This is a genomic window from Agromyces sp. NPDC058110, from assembly GCF_042884735.1.
Lineage (GTDB): Bacteria > Actinomycetota > Actinomycetes > Actinomycetales > Microbacteriaceae > Agromyces.
On the sequence record NZ_JBHVTI010000005.1, the window covers coordinates 105,525 to 132,410 of the forward strand.

General features: G+C 73.0%; 23 protein-coding genes. 12 read left to right on the forward strand and 11 right to left on the reverse strand.

The window, feature by feature from the left end:
- Positions 1-232 precede the first annotated feature (232 nt).
- A complete protein-coding gene (locus ACFVS8_RS13285) occupies positions 233-649 on the forward strand; it encodes a transferase (protein WP_387062893.1) in 417 nt (138 codons plus the stop codon).
- A 142-nt stretch (positions 650-791) separates the two neighbouring features.
- On the opposite strand, the gene ACFVS8_RS13290 is transcribed toward ACFVS8_RS13285, so the two are convergent.
- From ACFVS8_RS13290 to ACFVS8_RS13305, 4 genes are all read right to left on the reverse strand, one after another.
- Positions 792-2,585 (reverse strand): carbohydrate-binding domain-containing protein, encoded by a 1,794-nt coding sequence (locus ACFVS8_RS13290; RefSeq protein WP_387062895.1) that lies wholly within the window; start codon positions 2,583-2,585, stop codon positions 792-794.
- Positions 2,582-3,415 carry a polyphosphate polymerase domain-containing protein gene (locus tag ACFVS8_RS13295; protein ID WP_387062898.1) on the reverse strand — a complete coding sequence of 278 codons (834 nt, stop codon included), beginning with the start codon at positions 3,413-3,415 and terminating at the stop codon, positions 2,582-2,584. Before ACFVS8_RS13295 ends, ACFVS8_RS13290 begins: the two co-directional genes overlap by 4 nt.
- Positions 3,412-3,990: a DUF4956 domain-containing protein gene (locus ACFVS8_RS13300; protein ID WP_387062901.1), complete on the reverse strand. Its 579-nt coding sequence runs from the start codon at positions 3,988-3,990 to the stop codon at positions 3,412-3,414. The genes ACFVS8_RS13295 and ACFVS8_RS13300 overlap by 4 nt, the downstream gene beginning before the upstream one ends.
- 120 nt (positions 3,991-4,110) lie before the next feature.
- Complete coding sequence (locus tag ACFVS8_RS13305; RefSeq protein ID WP_387062904.1) at positions 4,111-5,157, reverse strand: LLM class flavin-dependent oxidoreductase; 1,047 nt, start codon at positions 5,155-5,157, stop codon at positions 4,111-4,113.
- 285 nt (positions 5,158-5,442) lie between these two features.
- On the opposite strand from ACFVS8_RS13305, the gene ACFVS8_RS13310 reads away from it, so the two are divergent.
- From ACFVS8_RS13310 to ACFVS8_RS13320, 3 genes are all read left to right on the forward strand, one after another.
- On the forward strand, positions 5,443-6,888 hold the full coding sequence (locus tag ACFVS8_RS13310; protein WP_387062907.1) for an FAD-binding protein: 1,446 nt from the start codon (positions 5,443-5,445) through the stop codon (positions 6,886-6,888).
- A gap of 301 nt (positions 6,889-7,189) precedes the next feature.
- A complete protein-coding gene (locus tag ACFVS8_RS13315; protein ID WP_387062910.1) occupies positions 7,190-8,542 on the forward strand; it encodes a DUF4407 domain-containing protein in 1,353 nt (450 codons plus the stop codon).
- Between the two features lie 98 nt (positions 8,543-8,640).
- Positions 8,641-9,819, forward strand: a complete 1,179-nt coding sequence (locus ACFVS8_RS13320) for a hypothetical protein (protein ID WP_387062913.1) — start codon at positions 8,641-8,643, stop codon at positions 9,817-9,819.
- Between the two features lie 9 nt (positions 9,820-9,828).
- On the opposite strand, the gene ACFVS8_RS13325 is transcribed toward ACFVS8_RS13320, so the two are convergent.
- A complete protein-coding gene (locus tag ACFVS8_RS13325) occupies positions 9,829-10,221 on the reverse strand; it encodes a hypothetical protein (RefSeq protein ID WP_387062916.1) in 393 nt (130 codons plus the stop codon).
- Between the two features lie 138 nt (positions 10,222-10,359).
- On the opposite strand from ACFVS8_RS13325, the gene ACFVS8_RS13330 reads away from it, so the two are divergent.
- Both ACFVS8_RS13330 and ACFVS8_RS13335 read left to right on the forward strand, forming a co-directional pair.
- Positions 10,360-11,361, forward strand: coding sequence for an LLM class F420-dependent oxidoreductase (locus ACFVS8_RS13330; protein ID WP_387062920.1), 1,002 nt, complete (start codon positions 10,360-10,362; stop codon positions 11,359-11,361).
- Between the two features lie 31 nt (positions 11,362-11,392).
- Positions 11,393-12,310: a hypothetical protein gene (locus ACFVS8_RS13335; RefSeq protein WP_387062923.1), complete on the forward strand. Its 918-nt coding sequence runs from the start codon at positions 11,393-11,395 to the stop codon at positions 12,308-12,310.
- Between the two features lie 170 nt (positions 12,311-12,480).
- On the opposite strand, the gene ACFVS8_RS13340 is transcribed toward ACFVS8_RS13335, so the two are convergent.
- Positions 12,481-12,756: a glutaredoxin family protein gene (locus tag ACFVS8_RS13340; protein ID WP_387062926.1), complete on the reverse strand. Its 276-nt coding sequence runs from the start codon at positions 12,754-12,756 to the stop codon at positions 12,481-12,483.
- 331 nt (positions 12,757-13,087) lie between these two features.
- Here ACFVS8_RS13340 and ACFVS8_RS13345 point away from each other — a divergent pair, with 331 nt between their 5' ends.
- Positions 13,088-13,519, forward strand: a complete 432-nt coding sequence (locus tag ACFVS8_RS13345) for a YdeI/OmpD-associated family protein (RefSeq protein WP_387062929.1) — start codon at positions 13,088-13,090, stop codon at positions 13,517-13,519.
- A 330-nt stretch (positions 13,520-13,849) separates the two neighbouring features.
- Here ACFVS8_RS13345 and ACFVS8_RS13350 read toward each other — a convergent pair whose 3' ends face one another.
- The 3 genes from ACFVS8_RS13350 to ACFVS8_RS13360 form a co-directional block, all read right to left on the reverse strand.
- Positions 13,850-17,530, reverse strand: a complete 3,681-nt coding sequence (locus tag ACFVS8_RS13350) for a TM0106 family RecB-like putative nuclease (protein ID WP_387062932.1) — start codon at positions 17,528-17,530, stop codon at positions 13,850-13,852.
- 81 nt (positions 17,531-17,611) lie between these two features.
- A complete protein-coding gene (locus ACFVS8_RS13355; RefSeq protein WP_387062935.1) occupies positions 17,612-18,628 on the reverse strand; it encodes a zinc-binding alcohol dehydrogenase family protein in 1,017 nt (338 codons plus the stop codon).
- 2 nt (positions 18,629-18,630) lie between these two features.
- Positions 18,631-19,284, reverse strand: coding sequence for a TetR/AcrR family transcriptional regulator (locus tag ACFVS8_RS13360; protein ID WP_387062937.1), 654 nt, complete (start codon positions 19,282-19,284; stop codon positions 18,631-18,633).
- A 106-nt stretch (positions 19,285-19,390) separates the two neighbouring features.
- Between ACFVS8_RS13360 and ACFVS8_RS13365 the strand changes: the two genes are divergently transcribed.
- The 4 genes from ACFVS8_RS13365 to ACFVS8_RS13380 all read left to right on the forward strand — a co-directional run bounded on the left by ACFVS8_RS13365 (position 19,391) and on the right by ACFVS8_RS13380 (position 24,015).
- Positions 19,391-20,920: a purine-cytosine permease family protein gene (locus tag ACFVS8_RS13365; protein WP_387062940.1), complete on the forward strand. Its 1,530-nt coding sequence runs from the start codon at positions 19,391-19,393 to the stop codon at positions 20,918-20,920.
- Positions 20,917-21,951: an agmatine/peptidylarginine deiminase gene (locus ACFVS8_RS13370; protein WP_387062942.1), complete on the forward strand. Its 1,035-nt coding sequence runs from the start codon at positions 20,917-20,919 to the stop codon at positions 21,949-21,951. The genes ACFVS8_RS13365 and ACFVS8_RS13370 overlap by 4 nt, the downstream gene beginning before the upstream one ends.
- The gene (locus tag ACFVS8_RS13375) at positions 21,948-23,693 is read left to right on the forward strand and encodes an amidase (RefSeq protein WP_387062945.1); all 1,746 of its coding nucleotides are present in this window, start codon (positions 21,948-21,950) and stop codon (positions 23,691-23,693) included. The genes ACFVS8_RS13370 and ACFVS8_RS13375 overlap by 4 nt, the downstream gene beginning before the upstream one ends.
- A gap of 94 nt (positions 23,694-23,787) precedes the next feature.
- Positions 23,788-24,015: an RNA-binding S4 domain-containing protein gene (locus ACFVS8_RS13380; protein ID WP_387062948.1), complete on the forward strand. Its 228-nt coding sequence runs from the start codon at positions 23,788-23,790 to the stop codon at positions 24,013-24,015.
- A gap of 42 nt (positions 24,016-24,057) precedes the next feature.
- Here ACFVS8_RS13380 and ACFVS8_RS13385 read toward each other — a convergent pair whose 3' ends face one another.
- Entirely contained in the window at positions 24,058-24,213 is a 156-nt protein-coding gene (locus ACFVS8_RS13385) for a hypothetical protein (RefSeq protein ID WP_387062950.1), read from the reverse strand.
- Positions 24,214-24,360: 147 nt separating this feature from the next.
- Between ACFVS8_RS13385 and ACFVS8_RS13390 the strand changes: the two genes are divergently transcribed.
- A complete protein-coding gene (locus tag ACFVS8_RS13390) occupies positions 24,361-25,116 on the forward strand; it encodes an SDR family NAD(P)-dependent oxidoreductase (RefSeq protein ID WP_387062953.1) in 756 nt (251 codons plus the stop codon).
- Positions 25,117-25,188: 72 nt separating this feature from the next.
- On the opposite strand, the gene ACFVS8_RS13395 is transcribed toward ACFVS8_RS13390, so the two are convergent.
- Complete coding sequence (locus tag ACFVS8_RS13395) at positions 25,189-26,844, reverse strand: molybdopterin-dependent oxidoreductase (RefSeq protein WP_387062956.1); 1,656 nt, start codon at positions 26,842-26,844, stop codon at positions 25,189-25,191.
- Positions 26,845-26,886 lie beyond the last annotated feature (42 nt).

The window sequence follows — 26,886 nt, forward strand, 5'->3', positions numbered from 1 at the left end:
GATGCGCCGGGCGCATGCCGGGCGGAGACCCGGCACGAGGGGCGACGCTAGCCAGACCGTCGAGCAGGCCGCCAGCGATTCGCGCCGATCTCGGTGTCAGCCCGTCGAGCTTTCAGTGCGAGCCCCGAGATCGGCGGCCCGTACCGCGCCCGCACCGCGGGAATGCTCGGCTCATCTGCGGTGTTGTACATATGTCCGGGTGCGGCAGACCTCGCATCCGAGGGAGGACAACGTGGGAATCAGTTACGTCGAGTTCGAAGACGAAGCCGGGGTCCTGCGTCGCTACCGCAAGCACGCGAACGGCCGTGGACTCGTCTCGACGACGGCGAAGGTCGACGCGAGCGCCTTCGTCGACCCGACGGCGTACGTCGATCCGGGAGCCGAGGTGCAGCGCGGAGCGCGCATCGAGCACGGCGGGTGGGTCGAGTCAGGGGCGATCATCGCCGAGCGTGCCGTCGTGGGCGTCAACGCCCGCGTCGGGCAGCGCGCGGTCATCGGCCGCAGCGCCGTCGTCGGTCCGTTCGCGCAGGTCGGCAAGGACGCGCGCGTGCAGAACGCGGCCCGCGTGCCGCGCGAGTTCGTGGTCGAGGCCGGCGCCGAGTTCGCCGCCTCGGGCGACGACCTGCGCCGCCTCGGCCTGGCGGCCTGACCGCCCGAACGCGCCCAGCGCGAAACGACGCCCGCTCGACCGTTCGGTCGGGCGGGCGTCGTCGTGCCCGCGGGCGTCGGGCCGGCGGGCGTCGTCGTGCCTGCTGGCGTCGTGCCCGAGCGCGTCGGGCCTGCGGTCGCCGTCAGCCGCGCGGAGGCTGACCGCCGTCCATGCCGCCGCCGCCCATGCCGCCCGCGACCTCGTCGCCGGCGACCCCGGAGCCGAGCGTCGATCCGTCGGCGGTGACCGTGTAGGTCTCGCCGTCGACGAGGTCGGCCGACGAGACGACGAGCGACTCGGTCTGCTTGGCTGCGTCGTAGGTCGCGACGACGGTGCCGTCGGAGGCCACGACCTGCAGGGCGGTGCCGGCTGCCGCCGTCGAGTCGAGCACGATCGCCACCGACGCCTGGGCCGAGTCGCCGCTCGGTGCGACGAGCATGCCCGAGCTGCCGGCGGCCACGAGCGTGCCGCCCGACACGTCGAACGTGCCGTCGACGTCGAGCGCGCCGTTCATCTGCTCGGTCGGCCCGTCGACCACGACCTCGCCGCCCGTGATGCTCGCGTCGCCGTTCACGTCGATGCCGTCGCCGTCGGAGTGCACGAGCAGCGTGCCGCCCGAGATCGTGAGCGTGCGGCCTGACGAGCTCGACGACTCGGCGTAGCCGTCGGGTGCGCCGCCGCCCTGCTCGGAGCCGGTGCCGTCGGCGCCGCCCGCGACGTTCACGCCGTCGTCGCTCCCGGTCACCTCGGTGTCGCCTCGGCTGATGGTGATCGCGGCGGCCTCGAGCGCCTCGTACGACTGCGTCACGAGCACGGAGCCGCCCGACACGGTGAGTGCGACATCGGCGTGCACGCCGTCGTCGCCCGAGGCCAGGGTTACGTCGCCGTCCGCGAGGTGGGCGGTGTTGTCGGTGTGCAGCGCGTCGTCGGCGGCGTCGACGCGCACGGTGCCGCCGTCGACGACGATGTACACGCCGCCCTTGACGCCCTTCATGGAGGTGTCGTCGGATGCCGCGGCATCCGCTCCGCCGCCCGCGGTCACGTCGAGCGTGCCGCCCCAGACGACGGCGTCGGTCGCCGCGTCGATGCCGTCGCCGCCGGAGACGACGGTGACGTCGCCGCCCGCGATCGCCACGTAGCCGCGTTCGGCCTCCTCCGCGTTGTCGGACTTGATGCCGTCGCCCCCGGCGGTCACGTCGAGGGTGCCGCCGGTGATCATCACGAGGTCCTTGCCGCGGATGCCGTCGTCGGCCGCGTCGACCGTGATGTCGCCGGCCGCGATCGCGAGCGCGTCGCGGCTCGCGATGCCGTCGTTGCCGTTGCCGTGCACCTCGAGCGAGCCGCTGCCGGAGATCACGAGGTCGGCGGCGCTCGCCATTGCCGCGTTCGCGGACTCGTCGTCGGCGTACGAGGAGGCGTCGGACAGGGTGTTCTCGCTGCCGTCGGCGAGCACGAGCTGCACCTCGTCGGCCGCCACGACGTCGATCGCCGCGCCGTCGGCGTTCGCGATGTCGACGCCGTCGAGCACGACCGTCACGTCGGCGTCGGCCGCGTCGACGGCGAGCTGCCCGCTCGACGAGCCGCTCACGACGTAGGTGCCGGCCGCGGTGATCGTGACGACGCCGTCGGCGACGGTCACGCCGTCGGCCTCCGCGGGGTCGTCGAGGTCGATCGAGACGGCCGATGCCGCGTCGTATCCGGAGATCGCGGTCGGCGCCTCCTCGTCGTCGGCCATGACCTCTGACGCGGTCGCGCCCGGTGCGACGGCCTCCGCCTGCTCGAGCACGACGCCCGAGTCGGTCGACGACGAGGAGGCGGTCTCGGCGTCGGCCGGGGCGGCGCAGCTCGCGAGGAGCAGGGTGCCGGTGAGCGCGATGGGCGCGAGGCCCGCGGCGACGAGCCAGGGGCGGCGGCGGGTGGGCTTGGCGGAGGTCATGGGAGGTCCTTTCGGGAGGAGGCGTTCGCGGGGGAGGCGGGCTGCGCCGGGGCGAGCGTCGCGTGCGAGAAATGGGTGCGGAGCACGGGGGCCCAGCGGTTGGCGGGCAGCCCGGGGCGGAGGGCCGCGAGGCCCGTGCCGAACTTCGAGACGGTCGCGGGCCGGTGCCCGAGCGACCAGAGCGCGCGGTCGACCGGTCCGGCGCTGCCGCCGGACTTCGTCTCGACGATGACCGATGCGGGCGTCGCGAGCGTGCGGCCGTGCGGGCCGAGTTCGATCCACTCGAGGTCGACGTCGACGGTCGCGCGGCTGCCACCCGGAACGAGCAGCGTCGCGCGGCGGTACCTCGTGGTGAGCACCGGCCGGAACGGCTCGCCATGCGGCGCATCGATGCCGGCCTCACCGAGCGTCGCCGTGGCGTAGTCGAGGGCCTCGCCGTGCAGGCTCGCCGTGACCGACGGGTCGATCGCGACGCGCTCCTTCACCGTGACCGCCCGGCCGCCCCTGGTCTTCACCTCGAGGAAGCTCGTGTCGGAGTCGACGTACGACCGCGTGCGGATCTTGTACCGCCGGCGACGGCCGTACGCCGCGAGGTGGTAGCTCTCGAGGCCGTTCGTGTCGAAGTAGACCGATTCGTAGCGGGCCGATCGGGCCCCGGCGATCTCGAGCGCGAGGGTGCCGTCGGGCAGGCGGTCGAGCAGCGTCGGCAGCGCGGCGGCCGGCAGCATGTACTTGCGATCCACGCGGGTCAGCAGTTCGGCCGAGGCGTTCAGCTCGTCGAGGCCGATCGGGTCGAGTGCGGACAGCGCGCCCGAGGCATCCGTCGTCATGATGCGACGCTCTCGCGGCGCATCGCCGAGACCCGGTGGAGTTCGTAGCGCACGTCGACCGTCGTGGTGTCGTTCACGAGATCGAGCCGCTCGACGCGGAGTGCGCGCACCCGGGCGCCGAGCAGGGCCTCGAGGTGGGCCTGGAGCTCGGCCTCGTCGGCGATCGCGCGGTCGACCACGACGAGCTGCTGCCGGTACCGCTGCAGCACCCGCCCGTTGTCGACCGCGGCGAGCACGGCGACCACGAGCGCCATCAGCGCGGGGGCGGCCCAGCCGAGGGCCGAGCCGAGCCCGCCGATGAGGCCGAGCGCGAGTGCCGCGAAGTAGTAGGCGACCTCGTGCTGCTGGATCTCGCTCGATCGCAGCCGGATGATCGAGAGCACGCCGAACAGGCCGAGGCCGAGGCCGGCGCCGACGGCGGTCGACCCGAGCACGAGCGAAACGGCGAGCACGCCGACGTTGACGGTCAGGTAGGCGACGAGGAGGTCGCGGCGCCGGTGGCGCGGGAAGTACAGGCCGAAGACCAGCACGCCGACGGCGACCAGGTCGATGGCGAGCAGGAGGATGGGGTCCATGTGGATGCTCCGAACGTTGTCGATGCATCCATTCCGTCAGCCCCGTCAGGCCGACGACTGTGGACTTCCGATGACCCTCCTATGCGTCGTGGACGCGTTTCCTGAACGCGCGACGCGGGATCAGAACAGGCGGTCGGCCAGCAGCTCGAGGGTCTGCGCGCGGCCCGGTGCGGCATCCGCCGACTCGCTCGCGTAGGAGCCCGAGATCGGCGAGACCATGACCTCGTCGATGCCGTGGCGCGTCGCGAGGGTGCGCAGTTCGGATGCCGCGGCATCCGCGTCGCCGATGATCCAGCGCCGTTCCATGCCGGCGATGAGCTCCTCGACCATCGAGTCGGCGGGTGCTGTCTGCGCCTCTTCAACGGTCTCGAGCTCGCGCATCGGCCGGTTCGTGCGCAGGCGCGCCATGGCGCGCAGCTGCGGCAGTGCGCGGGCGCGCGCCTCCTCGCCCGTGGGCGCGACCGAGGCGTTCGCGGTGAGGAACGTCACGGGCGACGGGTGCGCCTCGCTCGGCCGGTACTCGGTGCGGTACAGCTCGAGCGCGCGCTCGAGGCCCTCGCCCGAGAAGTGGTTGGCGAACACGTAGGGTAGGCCGAGCTCGGCCGCGAGCTTCGCCGAGTAGTCGCTCGACCCGAGCAGCCACACCTGGGGCGTGCCGACGGCCGCGGGCGTCGCCGTGATCGCGTACTCGCGCCCGCTCGTGAGCCGCAGCGTCGCGCCCTCGGGGGAGACGAGGCCGAGGATGTCGGCGATGTGGTCGGGGAACCGGTCGACGTCGGCCGTCGGCCCCGAGATGCGCAGCAGCTGCGTGATGACCGGGTCGCTGCCCGGCGCGCGGCCGAGGCCCAGGTCGATGCGGCCCGGTGCGATGGCCTCGAGTGCGGCGAACTGCTCGGCGACGACGAACGGCGCGTGGTTCGGCAGCATGACCCCGCCCGACCCGACGCGGATGCGCTCGGTCTGCGCGACCGTGGCGGCGATGAGCACGGGCGGCGTCGTCGAGGCCACCGAGCGCATGTTGTGGTGCTCGGCGAACCAGTAGCGGGTGTACCCCAGCCGGTCGGCGAGCTTGGCGAGACCGACGGATGCCGCGACGGCGCCCGCACTGGTCTGGCCGCTCCGCACGGGAACGAGGTCGAGCACGGACAGGCGCAGCGTTTCAGACATCGTCAAGGGCAACGGGCGGTGGCCCTCGGGTATTCCGGATGCCGCGGCATCCGCTCTCCGGACACCGAAACCGCCGGTCAGGGGCGGTCTCGGGCGCGCAGCGCGGTTCGACGTGCGTCGCGGGATAACCCTGAGCGGCTTGCAGGGATGCCACTGGCGCGCCGGGCCTCGCGCCGCCGTTGTATGGGTCCTGCGTTCGTGCGTGCCGATGGGATCCCCCGCGGCCGTCCGCCCCACCGAGTGGGGCCAGGGCCCGCGGCGCGACCCCATCGAAAGGAACCACCAGTGAACACCCCCGTGTCTCTTGCCGAGTTCGCGAACGTCGAGCTCCCGACCCGCGAGGAGGCCTTCGCCGAACTCGCTGCCCGACTCGACGGCCGCCTGAGCGTGCCCGGCGATCCCGGTTGGGACGCCGATCGCCTCGCCTGGAACCTCGCCGTCGACCAGCGGCCCGCGGCCGTCGTTGTGGCTGCGAGCGCCGAGGACGCCGTCCGCACCGTGCGCGCAGCCGCCGCCTCGGGCCTCGGCGTCGCGGCGCAGTCGACCGGCCACAACGCCGGCCCGCTCGCCGCGCAGGCCGACTTCGACGAGGTCGTGCTGCTGCGCATGCACGAGCTCCTCGGCGTCGAGATCGACGCCGAGGCGCGCGTCGCCCGCATCCAGCCCGGCGCCCAGTGGGGCGACGTGGTCGCCGCCGCGACCCCGCACGGCCTCGCCGCGCTCGCCGGGTCGTCGCACGACGTCGGCGTCATGGGCTACACGCTCGGCGGCGGCGTGAGCTGGCTCGCCCGCTCGCACGGCCTCGCCGCGAACCAGGTGCTCGCCGCCGAGATCGTGACCGCCGACGGCGAACTGCGTCGCATCGACGCCGAGCACGACGCCGACCTGTTCTGGGCGATCCGCGGCGGCGGCGGCGACTTCGGCGTGGTCACCGCGCTGGAGTTCCGACTCTTCCCCATCGCCGAGGTCGTCGCGGGCATGCTGCTCTGGCCGCTCGAGGCCGCCGACGAGGTGCTCCGGGCCTGGTCCGAGTGGACCGGCGGGCTGCCCGACAGCGTCACCTCGACGGCGCGCGTGCTGCGCCTGCCCCCGCTGCCCGAACTGCCGCCCTTCCTCGCCGGACGCTCGATCGTCGTCATCGAGGCGGTGTGCCAGGAGAGCCCGGGGCGGGCGGCCGAGCTGCTCGCGCCGCTGCGCGCGCTCGCACCCGAGATCGACACCGTGCACCCGCAGCCCGTCGCGGAGCTGCTGCAGCTGCACATGGACCCGCCCGTGCCGACCCCCGGCCACGGCGACGGCATGATGCTCTCGGAGTTCTCGCCCGCGACCGTGCGCGCGTTCCTCGAGGCCGTCGGCCCGGGTTCCGAGACGGCGCTGCTCTCGGCGGAGATCCGCCACCTCGGCGGCGCGGTCGACCCCGACGCGGCGCTGGCCCTTGCGGCCGAGCACGACGTGCCCGTCCCGGGCGTGGTGTCCGGGTTCGACGCGCAGTACCTCGTGTACGCGGTGGGCATCCCGATGCCCGGCATCGGCGACGCGCTCGTGATGTCGCTCGGCCGCCTGTTCTCGCGCATCGAGCCGTGGCGCGCCCCGGTCGAGTACGTGAACTTCGCCGAGCACGCCCGCAGCGCCGAGCAGCTCTGGGGCGATCGCGTGCACCGCCTGCGCGCGGTCAAGCACGAGGTCGACCCCGAGGGTCTCATCCGCTCGAACCACCCGGTTCGCCGCTGAGTCCCCGAACGGCGGATGCCGCGGCCGGCACGCTCTCCCCCCGGGGCGTGCCGGTCGAGGCATCCGCCGTTCGGCACGTTCCGGCGGAGTCGGCCGGGTGGCCGGGGTCGCCGGGTGGCCGGGTCGCCGGGCCGCCGTGCCGCGCGGTCTCCGGGCCGCCGTGCCGCGCGGTCGGCCGGGTCGCGGGTCAGGCTCAGGGTCCGTTCGGGGGATTCCCCCAGTGACGTCGATCGGGTCGCGGAGTATCGTGGCCAGCCGGACGGACCGGGGTGGGCCGATCCGGCAACGGATCGGGGGACCGATGAGTCGACTCGGCGACAGGCTCGCGACGTTCGGCGGGGCGAGGCCCGACGCGCTCGCGCTCGCACCGGGGCAGCGCCAGCGCTACCTCGCGATGGGTCTCGTGCTCATCGCCACGGCGGCCGTCTCGGCAGCTGCCGCGTCGTTCGCGCTCGCGATGGCCTTGCGCGCTCCCGTCTGGATCGCGATCGTCGTCGGCCTCTGCTGGGGGCTCGTGATCCTCGCCATCGATCGCATGCTCGTCGTCGGCATGCCGAGGCAACCGAAGCCCTGGGCGAACGTCTGGCTCGCCCTGCCGCGCGTCGCGCTGGCCCTCGTGATCGGCGTCGTCGTCGCGACCCCGCTCACGCTCGCGGTGTTCGAGCGCGAGATCACCGCCGAGACCGAGGTCATGGCGCTCGAGGCGAAGCAGGCCTTCGAGGAGGAGCTCGCCGCCGACCCCCGCTACGACGAGATCCCGGCGCTCACCGCGAGCGTCGCCGAGCAGCGCGCGCTCATCGCCGACGGGGGGCGGGCCGCGCTCGAGGCCGACGCCGACTACGTCGCCGCGCAGGCCGCGACCGCGGCCGCGCAGGCCGCGTACGACGAGGCGAACCGGGTCTGGCTCTCCGAACTCGACGGCACGGGCGGCACCGGCATCGTCGGCGACGGCCCGATCACCCAGTCGAAGAAGCTCGACCGCGACGGCAAGCTCGCCGCGCTCGACGCCGCGAAGGCCGCCGAGGCCGAGGCCAAGGCGCAGGCCGAGGCGCGCATCGAGGCCGGGTCGGTCGAGGCGGTCGCCCAGGCCGAGCAGACGCTCGCAGACGACGGCGCGAGGCTCGAACGACTGACCGCCGCCCGCGACCTCGAGGCCGCCCGATACGACGCGGCCGCCGACGAGAGCGACGGCATGCTCGCACGACTCGACGCGCTCTGGCGCATCGGCGAGCGGAACGGCATGCTCGCGTTCGCGCACCTCATGATCGCGTTGCTGTTCGTGTGCATCGAACTCATGCCCGTGCTCACCAAGACGCTCCAGAACCTCATGGCTCCGACCGCCTACGACGAGGTCGCGAAGATCACCGACGACACCATCGTCGCCGCCGAGCGCGAGCGTGCGGCCGAGCGTCTCCGCGTCGCGCGCGACGAGTCGGCCCCGCGTCTCGACGTCGCCGAGTACCGCGCAGGCCTCCGGCGGGAGTCGGGCAGGCGGGTCGCGGACGTGTTCATCGCGAAGCAGGAGGAGGCCGAACTCGCGGCCGTCGACGAGTGGGCCGACCAGCGAGCCCCGTTCATCGCGACCCGGGCCGTGCGCGAATGGGAGCACGAGGCCGACGGAGCCCCGATCACGTCGTCGCCCACCCGCGGCTGAGCGACGCTTCGGGCTCGGGGGGTGTCGCGCGACCGCCTCGCTTCATAGGCTGGGTGATGCGACATCGTCGTCGCACGATTCCACTGGGGAGGGAACGAATGACGGTCCATCACGAGCTGCCCACGAGCGCCGACTTCGCCACGCTGGCGGGTCCGCACCTGCCGGCGATCACCATCTACGCGTCGACGTCGCCCGTCGTGAACGAGCGCGAACGTGCCGAGGTGGCCGTCAAGAGCGCGTTCGACCACGCGATCGACCAGGTCAAGCTGGGCGGCGCCGCGGCATCCGAACTCGATGCCCTCCGACGCGAGCGCGACGGCGTGCTGGGCGATCTCGCGCTCTGGGGCGGGCTCTCCCGGTCGCTCGCGATCTTCGTCGCACCGGGATTCACCGAGGTGTTCGTGCTGCCGAACCGGCTCGACGACGCCTGGCACGTCGGATCCCACTTCACGCTCGGCCAGCTGCTGCGCGCGCCCAGCCAGGACCAGGAGGCCTTCGCCCTCACGCTCTCGTCGAACGAGTGGGCGCTCTGGCATGCGACGCCGGCGGCCCGTGCCGCCCGCCTCGAGACCGATCCGACCCACCCGGCGAACCTCGAGGCGGCCACCAACCGCGAGCCGGGCGAGAACAGCCCCCGCGGCGGACAGCACGGCGACCGCGGCGAGGTCGGCGACGAGCGTGGCAAGAAGCTGCTCGACATCTACGCCAAGCGCATCGCCGACGCCACCCGCCACGAGCTCGCAGCGATCGACCCCGACTCGCACGTGCCGATGTTCGTGTTCGCGGCCGAGCCCCTGCTCAGCGCGTTCCTCGATCGTGCACGCAACCATCGCCGGGTGGTCGGCGTGCCGGGCTCCCCAGACCGTCTCGGGTCGTCGGAGATCGACGCGGCGCTGCGCGAACAGCTCGCCAAGCTGAACGTCGCCGAAGCCTCGCAGGCGCTGGGCGTGCTCGCCGAGGGCACTGCGGGCCGCGTCGAACGCGACCTCGCGGCGATCGCCCGGCTCGCCGCCGACGGCGCGGTCGAGACGCTCTGGTTCGACTTCACGACGTCGGTCAACGGCACGCTCGACCGGTCGTCGGGCGCCGTGGAGTTCGCGGGCGCCAACGGCGACGGCGACGCGCTCGCCGACGGCACCCCGGCCGGCGACCTGCTGGCGCAGCTCGCGCTGCTCGTGATCGCGAAGGGCGGCAAGGTCGTCACCGTGCGCGGCGAAGACCTCGGCGAGGGCTGGAACGAGCCCGCGGTGGCCGAGCTCCGGTTCGCGCTCGCCTGAGCAGACCCCCTACGAACCGGCGACGGATGCCGCGGCAGCCCGCCCCGCGGCATCCGCCCATCGCCGGTCGGTGAACCGGTCGAACTCGAGCACCGGGATCACGAAGGGCTCGCGCCACGAGAACCGCACGACGATCTCGGTCGCCCGCTGATCCTCGATGATCGCCTCGACGGCAGTGTCGACGAGCACGCGGCCGCGACCGTGCGGCACGCGCTCGCGCAGCTCGAGCCACAGGCTCTCGGGGTGCGGCACGACACCCGGATTCGACGCCACGAGGGCGAGTTCCCACCCCGCAGACGGGCAGAGTCCGAAGCCGGACACGCGGATCACGCGCCCGGCGGAGTTCGTGAGGGCGGTCGCGGTGAAGTCCTCGGGGGAGAATTCGCAGTGAAGGCCGTTCATCCCGGGCACGTTACGCACGGGCCGGGGGCCCGGCATCAGGGCCAGCGCTGAGAGCGGTCGATGCCCGGCGATGCCGCGGCCGAGCGTTCGCCCGCGGCATCCTCCCCTCCGCCGGCGCACCGCCATAGGCTGGCTGGCATGCGTTTCGGAATGTTCATCCCCCAGGGCTGGCGCCACGACCTCGTCGACATCGATCCGGCCGAGCACTGGCAGACCATGCACGACCTCGCCGCGCACGCGGATGCGCCCGACTCCGGTTGGGAGTCGATCTGGGTCTACGACCACTTCCACACGGTGCCCGTGCCGAGCGCGACCGAGGCCACGCACGAGGCGTGGACCCTGATGGCGGCCTACGCGGCGTCGACGACGCGCGTGCGCCTCGGGCAGATGTGCACGTGCGTCGCCTACCGCAATCCGGCCTACCTCGCGAAGGTCGCCGCGACCGTCGACCTGATCTCGGGCGGACGCCTCGAGATGGGCATCGGCGCCGGCTGGTACGAGCACGAGTGGCGGGCCTACGGCTACGGGTTCCCCGACGCACCGGCGCGCCTCCGCATGCTGCGCGAGGGCGTCGACGTCATGCACCAGGCGTGGACGACCGGCAGCGCCACGCTCGACGGCGAGTTCTGGCAGATCGACGGGGCCGTCGTGCAGCCGAAGCCGTTGCAGGAGGGCGGCATCCCGATGTGGATCGCCGGGGGAGGCGAGAAGGTCACGCTGAAGATCGCCGCGCAGTACGCCTCGTACACGAACTTCAACGGCGGCACCGAGGTGTTCGCCGAGAAGAGCGCGATCCTGCGCGGGCACACCGACCGCCTGGGCCGCGAGTTCGACTCGATCGTGCGGTCGGCCAACTTCAACACGATCGTCGGCACCGACGCCGCCGACCTGGCGCGCCGGCTGGCCGCCGTCGAGGCGCGCGTCGCGCCCCACCTCGGCCCCGACGGCACCGCACGGTACATGGCGCACTACTCCGCCCCGGAGGCGCTCGTCGGCACGGTCGACGAGGTCGTGGCGAAGCTCTCGCAGTACCGCGACCTCGGCCTGGGGTACGCGATCCACGTCTTCCCCGAGGCCGCCTACGACCGCAGCGGGCTCGAGCTCTTCGAGCGCGAGGTCATACCGGCGCTCGCGGAGTAGCCTGAGTCGATCGATGAGGTTGGGGGCGCCGATGAAGTGGCAACCGGACGTGTCGCGCGGAACCTGGATCGGCGAGCGGCTCGACCGCGGGTCGCTCACCGCGTCGATGCACTCGGTCGTGCCGCACGGGTTCGAGGCCTACGCGCGCGTGTTCCATCCGATCGAGGGGCAGCGGCCGATCGGCTCGACCTGGGACGAGATCCGGCGCGATCCCGAGGCGTGGCCGCGCGGCTGGGAGGAGCGGTCGGCCACCTGGCACTCGCTCGCCGACGAGTTCGGCGTGACGTGGCATCCGCTCGTGCAGTGGGGCTCCATCGCCCGCGCGAGCGGCGAAGACGGCAACTGGAACGGCATCCCCGGACCAGACGGATGGCGCTTCTCCGAACCCGATCAGGGTTCCATCGATCCGGGCCTGCTCGCCGCGATCTCGCGGGTGCTCGCGCGGTTCACATCGACACCCGAGGCCGGCCAGGTCGCCGTCTGGGAGGGGCACGGCGGCCTCTTCTCGAACGACGGGTTCGCGAGTATCACGCTCTATTCCGATGACGAGCTGCAACCCGAGACCGGCGCCATCGGCATCGTCGACGTCGAGGCGCAGGTGATCACGCCGCCCCCGCCGCTCGGCCCCGAGGTCGACGCCGGTCCGAGGCTGCTCCTGCCGGGTCGCGCGCATGTGCTGTTCGATGCCGGGATCCGCGAGCTGGCCGACGATGCGTGGCCCGACCGGGCTCCGTGGGTGCGCGAACCGGGCTTCGCACCCGTGACGCCGAGCCTCGTCTGGCCCGAGGATCGCGCCTGGGTGCTCGTCGGCGAGATCGACTACGACTCGACCGTCATCGGCGGCAGCGCCGAGCTCGTCGCGGCGCTGCGTGCGACGCCCGGGCTGGAGGTCGAGGCGATCCCCGAGGGCGCCGACCTGAGCTCGCTCGGCGACCGCCTCAACGCCTGAGCGCGGCGTCGGGGAGCCGGCCAGGTTCCGCCGGATGCCGGACGCCGGATGCCGGTCAGCGGCCGGCAGTCGGCGTCGGCTGGTCGCTGGCGGTCATGTCGCACGAATCGTCGGCATTCCGTGTCGGGTGCGGCGATTCGTGCGACATCACGGCGTGAGCGAGCCCGAGGTTACGCGGCGACGGCCTCGTCGAGCTTCGCGCCGAGCTCGGCGTCGGTCGGCTCGGTGAAGTGCGTGCCGTCGGGGAACACGACCACCGGGATCTGGGTGCGGCCCGAGATCGCCTTGGCGCGGTCGGCGCCGTCGATCTCGACCTCGAGGTCGACGTACTCGTAGTCGACGCCGCGGGCGTCGAGCAGCGCCTTCGAGCGGCGGCAGTCGATGCACCATTCGGCGCCGTACATCGTGATGCGGGCAGGGTACAGGTCAGACGAGGGGGAGGTCATACCGAGAATCTACGTTGCGAGGCTGCACGGTATTCCCAGCTTTCGCGTGAGCCGGGCGCGGCACCCGCACCGCCCGCACCTGCCCGCGCGCCCCGCCCGCCCCTGCCCGCTCGGCTGGGCCGCCTTGGCCGCCCGCGCCGGCCGCCTGGCCGCGCCGCCGCGCCGGCCGCCTCTGCGGCCCGGCCTGAGCCGCCCCGCCCGCAACGCACGGAAACAGGAAGACAGGCCGCCCCCGTGCCAGATACAGGAACGGATGCCGCGTGGCGCGCGTCCGTTCCTGTATCCGAAAGGCGTGCTGGTCGACGCCGCCGCCCAGTGGCAGACTCGCCGCATGCGATTCGAGACGACCATGAGCCAGTCGGGCAACAACACGGGCATCGAGGTACCCGAGGAGGTCATCGAGGCGCTCGGCGCCGGGCGCAAGCCGCCGGTCGTCGTCACGGTCAACGGCTACGAGTACCGCAGCACCGTCGCCGTCATGGGCGGGCGGTACATGATCTCGTTCAGCTCCGACAAGCGCGCCGCGACGGGCATCGGCGGGGGCGATCCGATCGTCGTCGATCTCGAGGTCGACACGGAGCCCCGCACCGTCGTGGTCCCCGCCGATCTGGCCGATGCCCTCGCAGCCGCGGATGCGCGGGGGGCGTTCGATGCGCTGTCGCCGAGCGCGCGCAAGGCGCACGTGACGAACGTCGAGTCGGCCAAGGCTCCCGAGACGCGACAGCGCAGGGTCGAGTCGATCGTCGCGAAGCTGGCCTGCTGAGCGCGCGGCCGTGGGCGCCGCCGAGTGCACCGACCAGAGGCCGGCCGAGGCGACTTCGACGTCCTGAGGAGAGCTCGACCGGCGCCCTGCGCCTCGAACCATCCGCAGACGCGGCGGAACCCTGCACGTGGCGCGCGCTGACCCGCTCGGGCGCGACGGTCGCCTTCCGCAGACGCGGCCGAACCCGGCACGTGGCGCGCCGACCCGCTCGGGCGCGACGGTCGCCTTCCGCAGACGCGGCGGAACCCGGCACGTGGCGCGCCGACCCGCTCGGCCGCGACGGCCGCCGTCGCCAGACGATGCGCGGCCTCAGGCCTCAGGCCTCAGGCCTCAGGCCACGGGCCGGAGCACGGCAGTGCGGTCGGCGGGCGTGCGGTCGGCGGGCGTGCGGTCAGCGCCGACGAGGCGCACGAACCCGCTGAGCTGGGCGACTCCGGCGGGCGTGTGCGGCAGGGTGTCGAGCAGAGCGGGGGAGTAGAGCAGGTACGCCGCCCACTTGGCGCGCGAGATCGCGACGTTGAGCCGGTTCTTCAGGAGCAGGAACTCGATGCCCCGAGGCGCAGAGGCGGCGCTCGACGCGGCGAGCGAGACGATCGCGACCGCGGCCTCCTGGCCCTGGAACTTGTCGACCGTGCCGACCGGAACCTCGGGGAACCCGGCATCGTCGAGTGCCGTGCGCACGAGCGTCAGCTGGGCGTTGTAGGGCGTGACCACGATGAGGTCGCGCTGGGCGAGCGGGCGACCGCGCGCGGCGTCGGCGGCGTTCGTCTCGGTCGGATCGATCCAGGTGCGCCCGAGCAGCGCCTCGACGTGGGCGACGACCGCGGCGGCCTCTTCGGGCGAGGCGACGGTGTTGCCCTCGTGCGCGATGGGCACGGGTGCGAGGCCGGGGTGCACGCCGTCGAGCGAGCGGGTCGCGGCGACCTCGTGCGAGTGCAGTTCGCCGTCGTACGACAGTCGGGAGACCGGCGCGGCGACCGCGGGGTGCATGCGGCGACTCTCGGCGAGGAAGAACCCGAACTCGGCGGGCAGCACGTCGTGGCCGTCGGCGATCCAGCCGAGGGCCGAGGTGTCGACGGCTTCGAGGTGGATGCCCTGGCTCACCTGCGGCAGCTGCTGCGGGTCGCCGAGCAGCAGCAGGTTGCGGGCCGCGACCGATGCCGCGATGGTCGAGGCGAGCGAGAACTGGCCCGCCTCGTCGATCACCAGCAGGTCGAGCGACCCGCGCGGCACGCGGTCGGCGTTGGCGAAGTCCCAGGCGGTGCCGCCCACGACGAAGCCCGTGGAGGCGTGCGCCTCGGCGAACTGCGCGAGTCCGTTGCGCCGTTTGTCGAGCAGCGTGTACCCGTGGTCGCCGGGATCGGATTCGTCTTTCGGCGCCTTGCCGACGAGATCGGGCGCCAGGCCGGCCCGGATCGTCGCGTCGAGCACGTTCTCGACGACCGCGTGCGACTGGGCGACGACGCCCACCTTCCACGCGTGCTGCGAGACGAGCGCCGCGATGACGTGCGACGCGACGTAGGTCTTGCCGGTGCCGGGAGGTCCCTGCACGGCGAGGTAGGAGTCGTCGAGCCGCTGCAGGCCGCCGATGACGACTGCGACGTAATCGGGATGCGCGGCGCGCGATGAGCTCGACCCCGACCCCGACCCCGACCCCGACCCCGAACTCGAGCCCGTGCCGACGTCGACCCCGAGGCCGTGCCCGTCGCGCGTGCGCGGTGCGCTGCGGCGCAGGATGTCGACGGCCGGGTTCTTCGGCCAAAGGGGCTGGCTGCGGGCGACGTGCTGCGCCCAGTCGGCGATCGCGGTCTTCTGCCGGCCGGCGTGCGGCGGCGGCCCGGGCACGATCGCGACGGGCAGCGTCGACCACAGGTCGCCGGCGACGGCGCGCTCCTCGACCACGACGCCGTCGTCGAGCACCTCGACGACCTCGACCGGGTTCGGCACGCGGGCGCCGGGCCGGCTGGCGCGCCTCGCGAACGGGGCGGGCGAGTCGTAGAGCGCGAAGACGCCGCCACCCACCGAGAAGCGCGAGCCGGGGCCGATGCGCCCGCGCAGGCGCACGCGGCGCCGGTCGACCTGCTGTCCGTCTTCGCGGTACCAGGGCTGGGCGATGCCGGATGCCGCGGGGTCGACGACGAGCACGTCGCGCTGCTCCTCCCAAGTTTCGAGCGGCTGCTCGAGGCGGAAGAAGTGGGCCCACCAGAAGCTCTTCGCCTCGCGATCGTGGTAGTCGATCGCGGCGGCGGCGAGGGCGAGCGCCGTGCGGTCGGCGTCGCGCGATGGATCGTCGCGCGGACCGGCGAGCTGCTGCAGGTGCAGGGCGATCGGCGAGGGCTCGTAGACCCGGCCCTCGGCCTTGGCAGCCTCGACGAGCTGCGAGTCGGGCACCGAGGGCACCCCGGCCGCGCGAGCGAGGCCGAGCAGCCAGTCGCGCAGCCGCAGGGTCGAGACGCAGTCGTAGCGGTTGTAGTCGGCGAGGTCGTCGAGCACCAACTGCGCCGCGGCCTCGCCCGAGAGCCCGGTGTCGGGGTCGATCTCGTCGCCCGTCGCGGCGAGGGCCCGTGCGCGCACGTACTCGAGGATCGAGTCGCCGCCCGACTTGACCTCGGCCTCGCGCAGTTCGTCGCCCATGTAGAGCGGCTCGAGCTTCTTGATGGAGTACGAGCGCGTGCCGACGCGGACCGCGCGCTTCACGATCGGGTACAGGTCGACGAACACGCCGTCGGAGAGGAGCTGGTCGACCTCGGCCTCGCGCACGCCGTGCCGGGCGGCGATCGAGAGCAGGTGCGCCTTCTCGTAGTTCGCGTAGTGGTAGATGTGCAGGTTCGGATGCGCTGCGCGTCGCGCGGCCACGAGGTCGAGGAACCGTTCGAGCGCGATCTTCTCGTCGGCGAAGCTGTGCGCCCACAGGGCGGTGAACCGCTCGTCGACGTCGACCATGCCGAACAGGTAGTCGATGCCCCACTCGCGGGCGGGCCCCTCGGTGTAGAGCGGGTCGCCCTCGAAGTCGAAGAACAGGTCGCCCGCATCGGGCTCGGGGATCGCGGCGAGGGCCGACGGCTCGCGGAGTGCGACGGGCGGCGGCAGCGGCGGGTCGTCGGGCGAGCGGGTGCCGGCGGCGTCCGCGGCCAGCAGTGCTGCCTCGGCCTCGAGCTGCAGGCGCGCCTGCACGCGCAGGTTGGCGAGTGTCGCGTCGAGCACGCCGGGCACGGGGGCGTCGGACGCTGCGAGCTCGTCGATCGTCGTGATGCCGGCCTCGGCGAACGGGGTGCGCTGGGTGACGCGGAGCCCGGCGACCAGCAGGACGTCGCGGTGCGCCTGCACCTCGAGGTCGCACGTGGCGCAGCGCCCGTCGAGCCCGTAGCGGGGGTCGCCCCAGGCGACGGGTGCGCTGTCGGCCAGGCGCTCGGCGATGATGCGCTCGAGCCGTTCGCGGCGCAGGCGGTAGACCGGTGCGATGTCGTCGAGGCGGTGCGTGCTCGTGGTGCCGTCGCCGAGCAGCAGCTCGACCGTCTCTGCGCACGGCACGCCGATGCGGTCGAGCTGCTCGGCGTAGGCGGCGAGCTGCAGCAGCGCGGTGACCTTGGCGCGACGGGCGAGCTTGCTGTCTTGGACCAGGTAGCGGCCGTCGGGCTGCCGCACGATGAAGTCGGCGAAGCCGATGAAGCCGTCGTCGGCGAACGTGGCCTGGAACACCACGGGCGCCCCGGCGGCGAACGCGGCGTTGGTCGCCTCGACCGCGGCGGCCACGGCCCCCGCGTCGCGCACGGAGGGGCGCTCGATCTCGACCACGCCCGCGCCGAACTGCTCGCGGTAGCGCTCGAGCACGCGCAGTTCGTGCGCGTCGCCCATGCGGCCCGACCGCTCGAGCATGGCGTCTTCGGGGTCGGGCACGGCCTCGATGCGGCCGAGCTTCGCGTCGAGGGCGCGCAGGAACGCGAACTCGCATTCGGACGCCTTCTTGAGGTCGCTCGCGCTCGTGACCACCGTGCCGTCGACCAGGTACATCGGGCTCCCTCCGACCGTTGCCGTGCTCTCACGGTAGCCGCGGCATCCGACATCGGGGCAGGCCCCGAAGGGGTGGGCGGATCAGCGCGCGACGACGACCTTGCCGATGCTGCGGCCCGAGGCGACGATGGCGTGCGCCTGGCGGAGGCCCGCGGCATCCAGCCCTGAGATCTCGCGCGTGAGGGTCGTGACCAGCGTGCCGTCGTCGAGCAGGCCGGCCGCGGCGTCGAGCAGGTCGTGCTGCCCGATCATGTCGGGCGTCTCGTAGACGCCGCGCGTGAACATGGACTCCCAGTGCCAGGCGATGCTCTTGCCCTTGAGCACGCGCAGGTCCATGTCGGGGTCCTCGTCGATCGCGACGATCTCGCCGAACGGCCGCACGATCTCGGCGAAGAGCGGCACTCGGTCGGCGGTCGAGGGGGTGAAGACCCGGTCCACGCCTCCGGGCGCGATCGCGAGCACGGATGCCGCGAGGTCGCCGTGGTGGTCGACGACGTGGTGGGCGCCCATGCGCCGCGACCACTCCTGCGTCTCGGGGCGCGAGGCGGTGGTGATGACGTCGACTGCGGTGAGCCGGCGCGCGAGCTGGGTGAGGATCGAGCCGACGCCGCCCGCGCCCGCGAGGGCGAGCAGCGTGCCGGTGCTGTCGGCGCGCAGGCCGAAGCGGTCGAAGAGCGACTCCCACGCGGTGATGGTCGTGAGCGGCATCGCGGCCGCCTCGGCCATCGAGAGCGTGGCAGGCTTGCGGCCGACGAGGCGTTCGTCGACGGCGTGGAACTCGGCGTTCGTGCCCTGCCGGGTGATGACGCCCGCGTGGAACACCTCGTCGCCGACCGCGAACAGCGTGACGTCGGGGCCGACGGCGACGACGGTGCCCGCGGCGTCGTACCCGAGCACGACGGGCCCGGCGTCGGTCGCGCGGCGGGCGCGCGTCTTCAGGTCGACGGGGTTCACCGACACCGCCGCGACCTCGACGAGCACGTCGCGCGGGCGCAGCTCGGGCAGCGGCAGCTCGACGTCGACGAGCGCCCGTTCGTCGTCGAGCGGAACCGTCCCGGTCGCGGCGACGGCGTGCATGGTCTTCGGCAGCGTGGTCATGCTCAGGGCAACCGCGTGATCGCCGACGGGTATTCCCGCGACAGCGCGCCGCGCTCGAGCCCGAGCAGTCCCTCGACGGCGGTGCCGATCATGGATCCGCGGCGGCCGGAGTCGCCCCATCTCACGAGCGCCTGCGCGTTCAGGCCGTCGATCATGCCGAGGGTCTGCCAGGCGACGCCCGCCGGGTCGTCGGTCGTGAACGCCCGCGACGCGACGCCCGCCTCGACGATGCCCTGGATGAGGGCCTGCCAGTCGTCCATCTCGTCGCGCACGGCGGCGCCGAGCACCTCGTTGCGGCGGCCCATGGCCCACGCCTCGACCCAGACCGTGGTGACGTCGTCGCGCTCGCCGTCGAGCAGCGTCTCGAGCAGGAGCGCGAGCTGCGCGCGGGGCTCCTCGGCGGCGAGCACGAGCGCGGCGACCTCGCGGAGCTCGGACGAGACGACGGCGCGGAACGTGCGGGCGACGAGGGCGTCCATGTTGGGTTCGTAGTGCGCCACGAGCGCGGGCGCCACGTCGATGCGGGCCGCGACGGCCCGCATGGTGACGGCGAACAGGCCCTGCTCGAGGGCGACGGATGCCGCGGCATCCGCGATCTCGGCCGACCGCTCGGCGGGGCTCTTGCGTTCGGCCTTCTTGCGGACCGGTCTTGACATGGTGACCTCGGATGGGTAGCGTCGCTGCAACTTGTTGATCGTATGATCAATAGTAGATCGAGTCCCCGATCCTGTCGAGAGATCGACCGACAGAAAGCCCTCAACGATGAGCAACACCACCGCGACCACGGATGCCGCGACGACGCCGCAGTCCGCCGCGCACGCCCCCGCCGCCGACCGCGTCGGCCACGTCGAGACGCACGGCACCGAGCACATCCCGGCGTCGGAGCGACACGGACGCCCCTCCGGCCTCTTCTGGGTGTGGATGAGCGCGAACGTCGGTTACCTGTACTTCGTCGTGGGCGGCGTGCTCATGCTGCTCGGCCTGCCCCTCTGGGAGGCGCTCGCCATCACGGTGGTCGGCAACCTCTGGTGGGCGCTCGTCGGCTTCCTCGCGGTGAGCGGCCCGGTGTCGGGCTCGCCGAGCGTGTCGATCATGCGCGCCATGTTCGGCGTCCGCGGAAACAAGGTCTTCGGCGCCGGCCTCGGCGTGCTGATCGGCCTGTTCTACGAGATCATCAACGTCGCGTTCGCGACGCTCGCCGCGATCGCGCTGCTCGGCCACTTCGGAATCACCCTGCCCGCGGGCGGGGAGTGGGTCGCCCTCGCGGTGGTCGGCGTGCTGAGCTTCGTCATCGGCGTCTACGGCCACGCGACGATCATGGCGCTCGCGCCCTGGTTCTCGGCCGCGCTCGCCGTGGTGTTCGTGCTGCTCGCGGTGTTCGTGTTCGGCGCGGCCGACTTCGCCTACACGGCCGAGCCGCTGCCGGTCGCCGACCACTGGGCGCTCGTCATGCTGGGCTTCGCGATCGTCGCGTCGAGCCCGCTGAGCTGGGGCACCGGCGCCGACTACGCGCGCTACCTGCCGGCGGATGTCTCGAAGCGGGCGGTCGCCTGGTGCACCGCCCTCGGCGGGTTCATCCCGGCCGTGCTCATCGGCGGCCTCGGAGCCATCGCGGGCACCGCGATCGACATGACCGACCCGCAGCTCACCATCGGCGAGATCGTGCCGGCCTGGTTCACGCCGATCTTCCTCGCGATGATCGTGCTCTCGTCGATCACGAACAACGTGCTCGTCTCCTACACGACCGGCTTCTACGCGCAGGCGCTCGCCGCACGCGTCTCGCGGGCGGCGACCACCGTCGTCACCGGGTTCATCGCGACGGCGGTCGCGGGCTGGCTGCTCTTCCTCTCGCCGAGCTTCCTCGACACGCTGAGCGCGTCGCTCGAGCTGTCGGTCACCGTGTTCGGTCCGCTCGTCGCGATCTACGCCGTCGACATCGTGCTGCGCCGCAACCGGTACGACGGTGCCGCGCTCGACGACGCACGCCCGGGAAGCCCGTTCTGGTACCGCGGCGGCGTCTTCCTGCCCGGCGTGGTCGCGATGCTCGTCGGCATGACGGTCGCCGTGCTCATGGCCAACACCACGCTCTACGTGGGGCCCATCTCGGCCGCGCTCGCCGGTGCCGACTTCTCGGCACTCGCCGGCCCCGTGCTCGGCGCCGGCGTCTACGCACTGCTCTGGCTCACCACCGACCCGTACCGCGACCCGGCTGAGCGCCCGGCCGCGGCATCCGCTGCCATCATCGAAACGGATGCCGCGGCATCCGACCGAACCGAAGGAGCCCTCGCATGACCTGGCGCATGCCCGCAGAGACCGCACCGCACGAGCGCACGTGGATGGCGTTCCCGACCGCCGGGACCACCCTCGGGGAGTCGGCCGCCGATCACGAGGAGGCGTACACGGCCTGGACCGCGGTCGCCCACGCGGTCGCCGAGTTCGAGCCCGTGACGATGCTCGTCGACCCGACCGAGCGCGAGCGCGCGGCGCAGCGGCTCGGCAGCGGGATCACCCAGGTCGAGGCGCCCGTCGACGAGTACTGGATGCGCGACCACGGCCCGACCTTCGTGGTCGACGACGAGCGCCCGGGCGTGCTCGGCGCGGTCGACTGGATCTTCAACGGGTGGGGCGACCACGAGTGGTCCGACTGGCGCAAGTCGGCCGAGCACGCCCGCATCATCGCCGAGCTCGTCGGCGCCGAGCTCGTGTCGAGCACGCTCGTGAACGAGGGCGGCGGCATCCACGTCGACGGCGAGGGCACGGTGCTCCTCACCGAGACCGTGCAGCTCGACCCGCGCCGCAACCCCTACGCCGACCGCGCGCGCGTCGAGGCCGAGATGGCCCGCACGATCGGCGCGACGAAGGCCGTCTGGCTGCCGCGCGGCCTCACGCGCGACTACGACGACTTCGGCACGAGCGGGCACGTCGACATCGTCGCGACGCTCGCCTCGCCCGGTCGCATGCTCCTGCACCGCCAGGACTCGCCCGAGCACCCCGACTTCGAGGTGACGCGCGACCTGCACGCGCTGCTCTCGCAGCAGACGGATGCCGCGGGCCGCACGTTCGAGATCCTCGACCTGCCCGCGCCCTCCGAGATCCGCGACGACGAGAGCTTCGTCGACTGGAGCTACGTGAACCACCTCGTCGTGAACGGCGGCGTCATCGCGTGCGGCTTCGGCGACGAGCGGGCGGATGCCGCGGCGCGCGACATCCTCGAGGCGGCCTACCCGGGGCGGAAGGCCGTGACCGTCGACGCACGTCCGCTGTTCGCCCGCGGCGGCGGCATCCACTGCATCACGCAGCAGCAGCCGGCGGTGGCGCGATGAGTGCGGCGGACGGCGGCGGTTCGACTGCGTCCGGCTTCGACGTCGTCGAGGCGTCGATCGCCGAGCTTCGCGCGGCGCTCGAGTCGGGCGCCGTGACGAGCGTCGGCCTGCTCGACGCGTACCTCGCGCGCATCGCGGCGTATGACGCGCCCTCGACGGCCACGGCGCTGAACGCGGTCGTCGTGCACAACCCCGAGGCGCGCGCCGACGCGCTCGCCTCTGACGAGCGTCGTGCCCGTGGCGAGGTGCTCGGTCCGCTCGACGGCATCCCGTACACCGCGAAGGACAGCTACCTGGCCCGCGGCCTCACGGCGGCGGCCGGCTCGCCCGCGTTCGAGCACCTCGTCGCCCAGCGCGACGCGTTCACGATCGAGCGCCTGCGCGCGGGCGGCGCCGTGCTCATCGGCCTCACGAACATGCCCCCGATGGCCAACGGCGGCATGCAGCGCGGCGTCTACGGCCGCGCCGAGTCGCCGTACAACGGCGACTTCCTGACCGCCGCGTTCGGCTCGGGTTCGTCGAACGGCTCGGGCACCGCGACCGCCGCGTCCTTCGCGGCGTTCGGCCTCGGCGAGGAGACCTGGTCGTCGGGCCGCGCGCCCGCGTCGAACAACGCGCTCTGCGCCTACACGCCGTCGCGCGGTGTCATCTCGGTGCGCGGCAACTGGCCGCTCGTGCCCACGATGGACGTCGTCGTGCCGCACACGCGCAGCATGGCCGACCTGCTCGAGGTGCTCGACGTGATCGTCGCCGACGACGCCGACACCCGCGGCGACTTCTGGCGCGTGCAGCCGTGGGTGCCGATTCCCCTCTCCTCCGAGGTGCGGCCCGAGTCGTACGTCGGGCTCGCTCCCGCCGACCTCACGGGCAAGCGCTTCGGCATCCCGCGCATGTATGTCAACGCCGACCCCGAGGCCGGCACCGCCGAGCCCGGCCGCGAGCCCGGCATCGGCGGCTCCACCGGGCAGCGCATCGAGACCCGCGCCTCGGTGATCGACCTGTGGGAGGCCGCGCGGCGCGACCTCGAGGCCGCGGGCGCCGAGGTCGTCGAGGTCGACTTCCCGGTCGTCTCGAACTACGAGGGCGACCGCGTGGGCGCACCCAAGATCGACACGCGCGGACTCGTCTCGCCCGAGTACCTGCACCGCGAGATCGTGGACCTCTCGGCGTGGTCGTGGAACGACTTCCTGGCCGCCAACGGCGACCCCGCGCTCGACACGCTCGCGGGCGTCGACGGCGCGACGATCTTCCCGGCCCCCGAGGGCGCCCTGCCTGACCGGTACTTCGGCTTCGACGACGATGTCGTGACGTACCCGACCTGGGTGCGCGAGCACCCCGACGCGACGTTCGACGACATGCCCGAACTCGCCGACGGGCTGCGCGGGCTCGAGGAGACGCGCCGCGTCGACCTCGAGCAGTGGATGGACGGCCTCGGCCTCGACGCCGTCGTCTTCCCGGCCGCGGCCGACGTCGGCCCCGCCGACATGGACGTGAACGAGGCGTCGGCCGACCTCGGCTGGCGCAACGGCGTCTGGGTCGCGAACGGCAACCTCGTGCCGCGCCACCTCGGCATCCCGACCGTGACCGTGCCCATGGGCACCATGGCCGACATCGGCATGCCCGTCGGGCTCACGTTCGCGGGCCGCGCCTACGACGACACCGCGCTGCTGCGCCTGGCCGCCGCGTTCGAGGCGACCGGCTCGCGCCGCACGGAGCCCACGCGCACGCCGCGGCTGGGCTGAGCCGGGCGACTCGCCCGGAATCGGCCGCCCGCGACACCGGGCGGCCGATCCCGGACCTCGCCGACCGCTCCGGCGCCTCGGCTAGCATTCGGGGATGACGAATCCGGGCTCGATCGAAGACGTGCCGATCGGCGGCGACATGATCCGCCTCGGGCAGTTCCTGAAGTTCGCTGGTCTCCTCGACTCGGGCGGCGAGGTGAAGGAGGTCATTGCCGAGGGCATGGTGACCGTGAACGGCGAGGTCGACCTGCGCCGCGGGCGGCAGCTGCACGACGGCGACGTCGTCGAGTTCGAGGGGCATCGCCGGCGCGTCCGCCCGTAGCAACTGGCGTTCAGGCGTTCGGGCTGACCGGCTCGACGCGACTCAGTGCATCGAGTGCCTGGACCGCTCGAGCTCCAGCAGCTCCTCCGTCGCGTCGGCCGTGCGCTCCGACGACTCGCGCATCGCGCGCAGCGAACCCGTGACACTGATCGCGGCGAGCACGAGAACGACGATCACGCCCATGAGAAGGAAATCCACATGGGCACACTATCGGTGCTGCCGGCGCGGTACGGCGCCGAAGCAGTCAGGCTTGACCGGAATCGCCATTCACTTGTTAGATGGTGCCCGGACGGGCCGTCCGCGAAGGGTTCCCGGCCTCGAGCCCGCCCGGATGGGAAAGCTGCAATGGCGCAGTACGACGTGGGAGACCGTTCGGCGATCGTGACCGGGGCTGGCAGCGGCCTCGGCCGGGCCACGGCCCTGCTGCTCGCCGCGAACGGGGCATCCGTGCTCGTGAACGATGTCGACCCCGACAAGGCGAACGCGGTCGTCGACGAGATCCGGGCGGCGGGCGGCATCGCCGAGGCATCCTCTGGCGACGCATCGGATGCCGCGTGGATCGCGTCGTCGATCGAGCAGGCGAACGCCCTCGCCCCACTCCGCATCGCGGTCGACAACGCGGGCATCGGCGGCGCGGCCGCCCCGATCGGCGACTACCCCGACGACAGCTGGGAGGCCGTGATCGAGCTCAACGTGAACGCGACATTCCGCAACCTCAAGGCCCAGCTGCCCGCGATCGCGGCGAACGGCGGCGGCTCGGCCGTCGTCATGAGCTCGGTGTTCGGCACGGTCGCCTTCCCGGCGCAGTCGGCCTACGTCACCTCGAAGCACGCGCTCGTCGGCCTCACGAAGACCGCCGCCGCCGAGTACGCGCCCGCCGGCGTGCGCGTGAACGCGGTCGGCCCGGCGTTCATCAAGACGCCCATGCTCACGGCGCACGCCGATGACGCGCTCGTCGAGTTCCTCACGACCAAGCACCCGATCGGTCGCCTCGGCGAGCCCGAGGAGGTCGCCGCGCTCGTCGCGTTCCTCGCGAGCGACGCGGCGAGCTTCATCACGGGCAGCACGCACGTCATCGACGGCGGGTACGCAGCGGTCTGAAGCCGCGGCGTGCGGCTGCGGCATCCGTTCGCCCACCGGGCGCTGACGTGGAGCGGATGCCGCGGCGGGCCGTCAGCCGACGGTCACGGTGCGCGAGTGCAGGCCCGTCGCACCGTCGGGCACCACGCCCTGCACCTCGGAGGTCTGCACCTCACCGTCTGCGCTGACCGTGCGAACCTTGAGCGTGTGCGAGCCCGCCGTGGCATCCGTCCAGTCGAAGCGCCACTGCACCCACGTGTCGGCCGAGATCGCGGTGGCGAGCGTCGCCGGGCGCCACGGCCCGGAGTCGACCTGCACGTCGACGGCCGCGATGCCCGTGTGCTGGTGCCACGCGACGCCCGCGACGGTCACCGTGCCGGCCTGCAGCGGCTGGCCCGTGCGCGGCACGTCGATGCGGGACTGCAGCTTGATCGGGCCGCGCGGGCTCCAGCCGCGGTCGGTCCAGTAGGCGGATGCCGCGTCGAACCGGGTCACCTCGAGCTCGGTCACCCACTTCGTCGCCGACACGTATCCGTAGAGCCCCGGCACCACCATGCGCACCGGGAACCCGTGCTCAGGCGGCAGCGGCTCGCCGTTCATGCCCACCGCGAGGATCGCGTTGCGATCGTCTTCCTGCAGCACCTGCAACGGCGTCGAGGCCGTGAACCCGTCGACGCTGCGCGAGAGCACCATGTCGGCGTCGGCGGTCGGCACGGCCCGCTTCAGCAGCTCGCGGATCGGAAACCCGAGCCACACCGCGTTGCCGATGAGCCCGCCGCCGACCTCGTTCGAGACGCACGCGAGGGTCGTGACCGACTCCTCGAGCGGCAGCGCGAGCAACTCGTCCCAGGTGATGACGACCTCGTGCTCGACGTCGCCGTGGATGCGCAGGCTCCAGTCGGCCGGCTCGACCGCCGGGATCGCGAGCGCCGTGTCGATCCGGTAGAACTGCGCGTTCGGCGTGACGACCGGCGAGAGCCCCTCGATGTCGAGTTCCGCCCCGGCCGGAATCGCCGCGGGCGCCGTCGGACGCGGTAACCGGATGGTCTGGCGTGCAGCCGTGACCGCGCGGGATCCGGCCTGCAGGGCGTAACCTCCGATGGCGGCGAGCGCGCCGATCGCGGCGGCGCCCCCGGCCCAGCCGAGGAAGCGCCTGCGGTCGATCGCGCGCCCGCCAGCGGCATCCGCTCGCCCTTCGCCGGTCGCGCCCTCGGCGGCGTCGGCGGCTTCGACCGCGTCGGCCTCGTCGACGGTGTCGGCTTGAAGCGCGGCCGGGGCATCGGCGGGAGCGGGAGCAGGCGCGGGCAATCGCTGCACGAGCAGGCGCAGCGCGACGACGCCGGCGACCGCGGCCAGTGCCGAGGGGGCGAACGCGAGCATCGACGCGTTGGCCCTGGTCGTCGCGGCGAGCACCCCGACCCCGCCGAGCACCCAGAAGAACACCTGGCCCCACGGCGGCCTGCGCGCCTCGAGCACCCCGGCGCCCGCGGCGACGGCGAGCAGCACGAGGCCGATGCCCACGAGCAGCGCGGCCTTGTCGGCGGTGCCGAACAGGCCGATCGCGGCGTCTTTCGCCCACGGCGGCGCGAGGTCGATCAGCAGCGACCCGACCACCGCGAGGGGGCTCGACGCCGATGCGAGCAGTGCCGCGGCGAGCTCGCCGACGCCGACGGCCACGACGGCGGATGCCACGCCCGCGCACGCGGGCAGCACCCAGCGGGCGGCGGACGTGCGGCGAGGAGCAGCCATACGCTCAGGCTACGCGCGCGGATGTCGGAAGTGCCTGCCAGA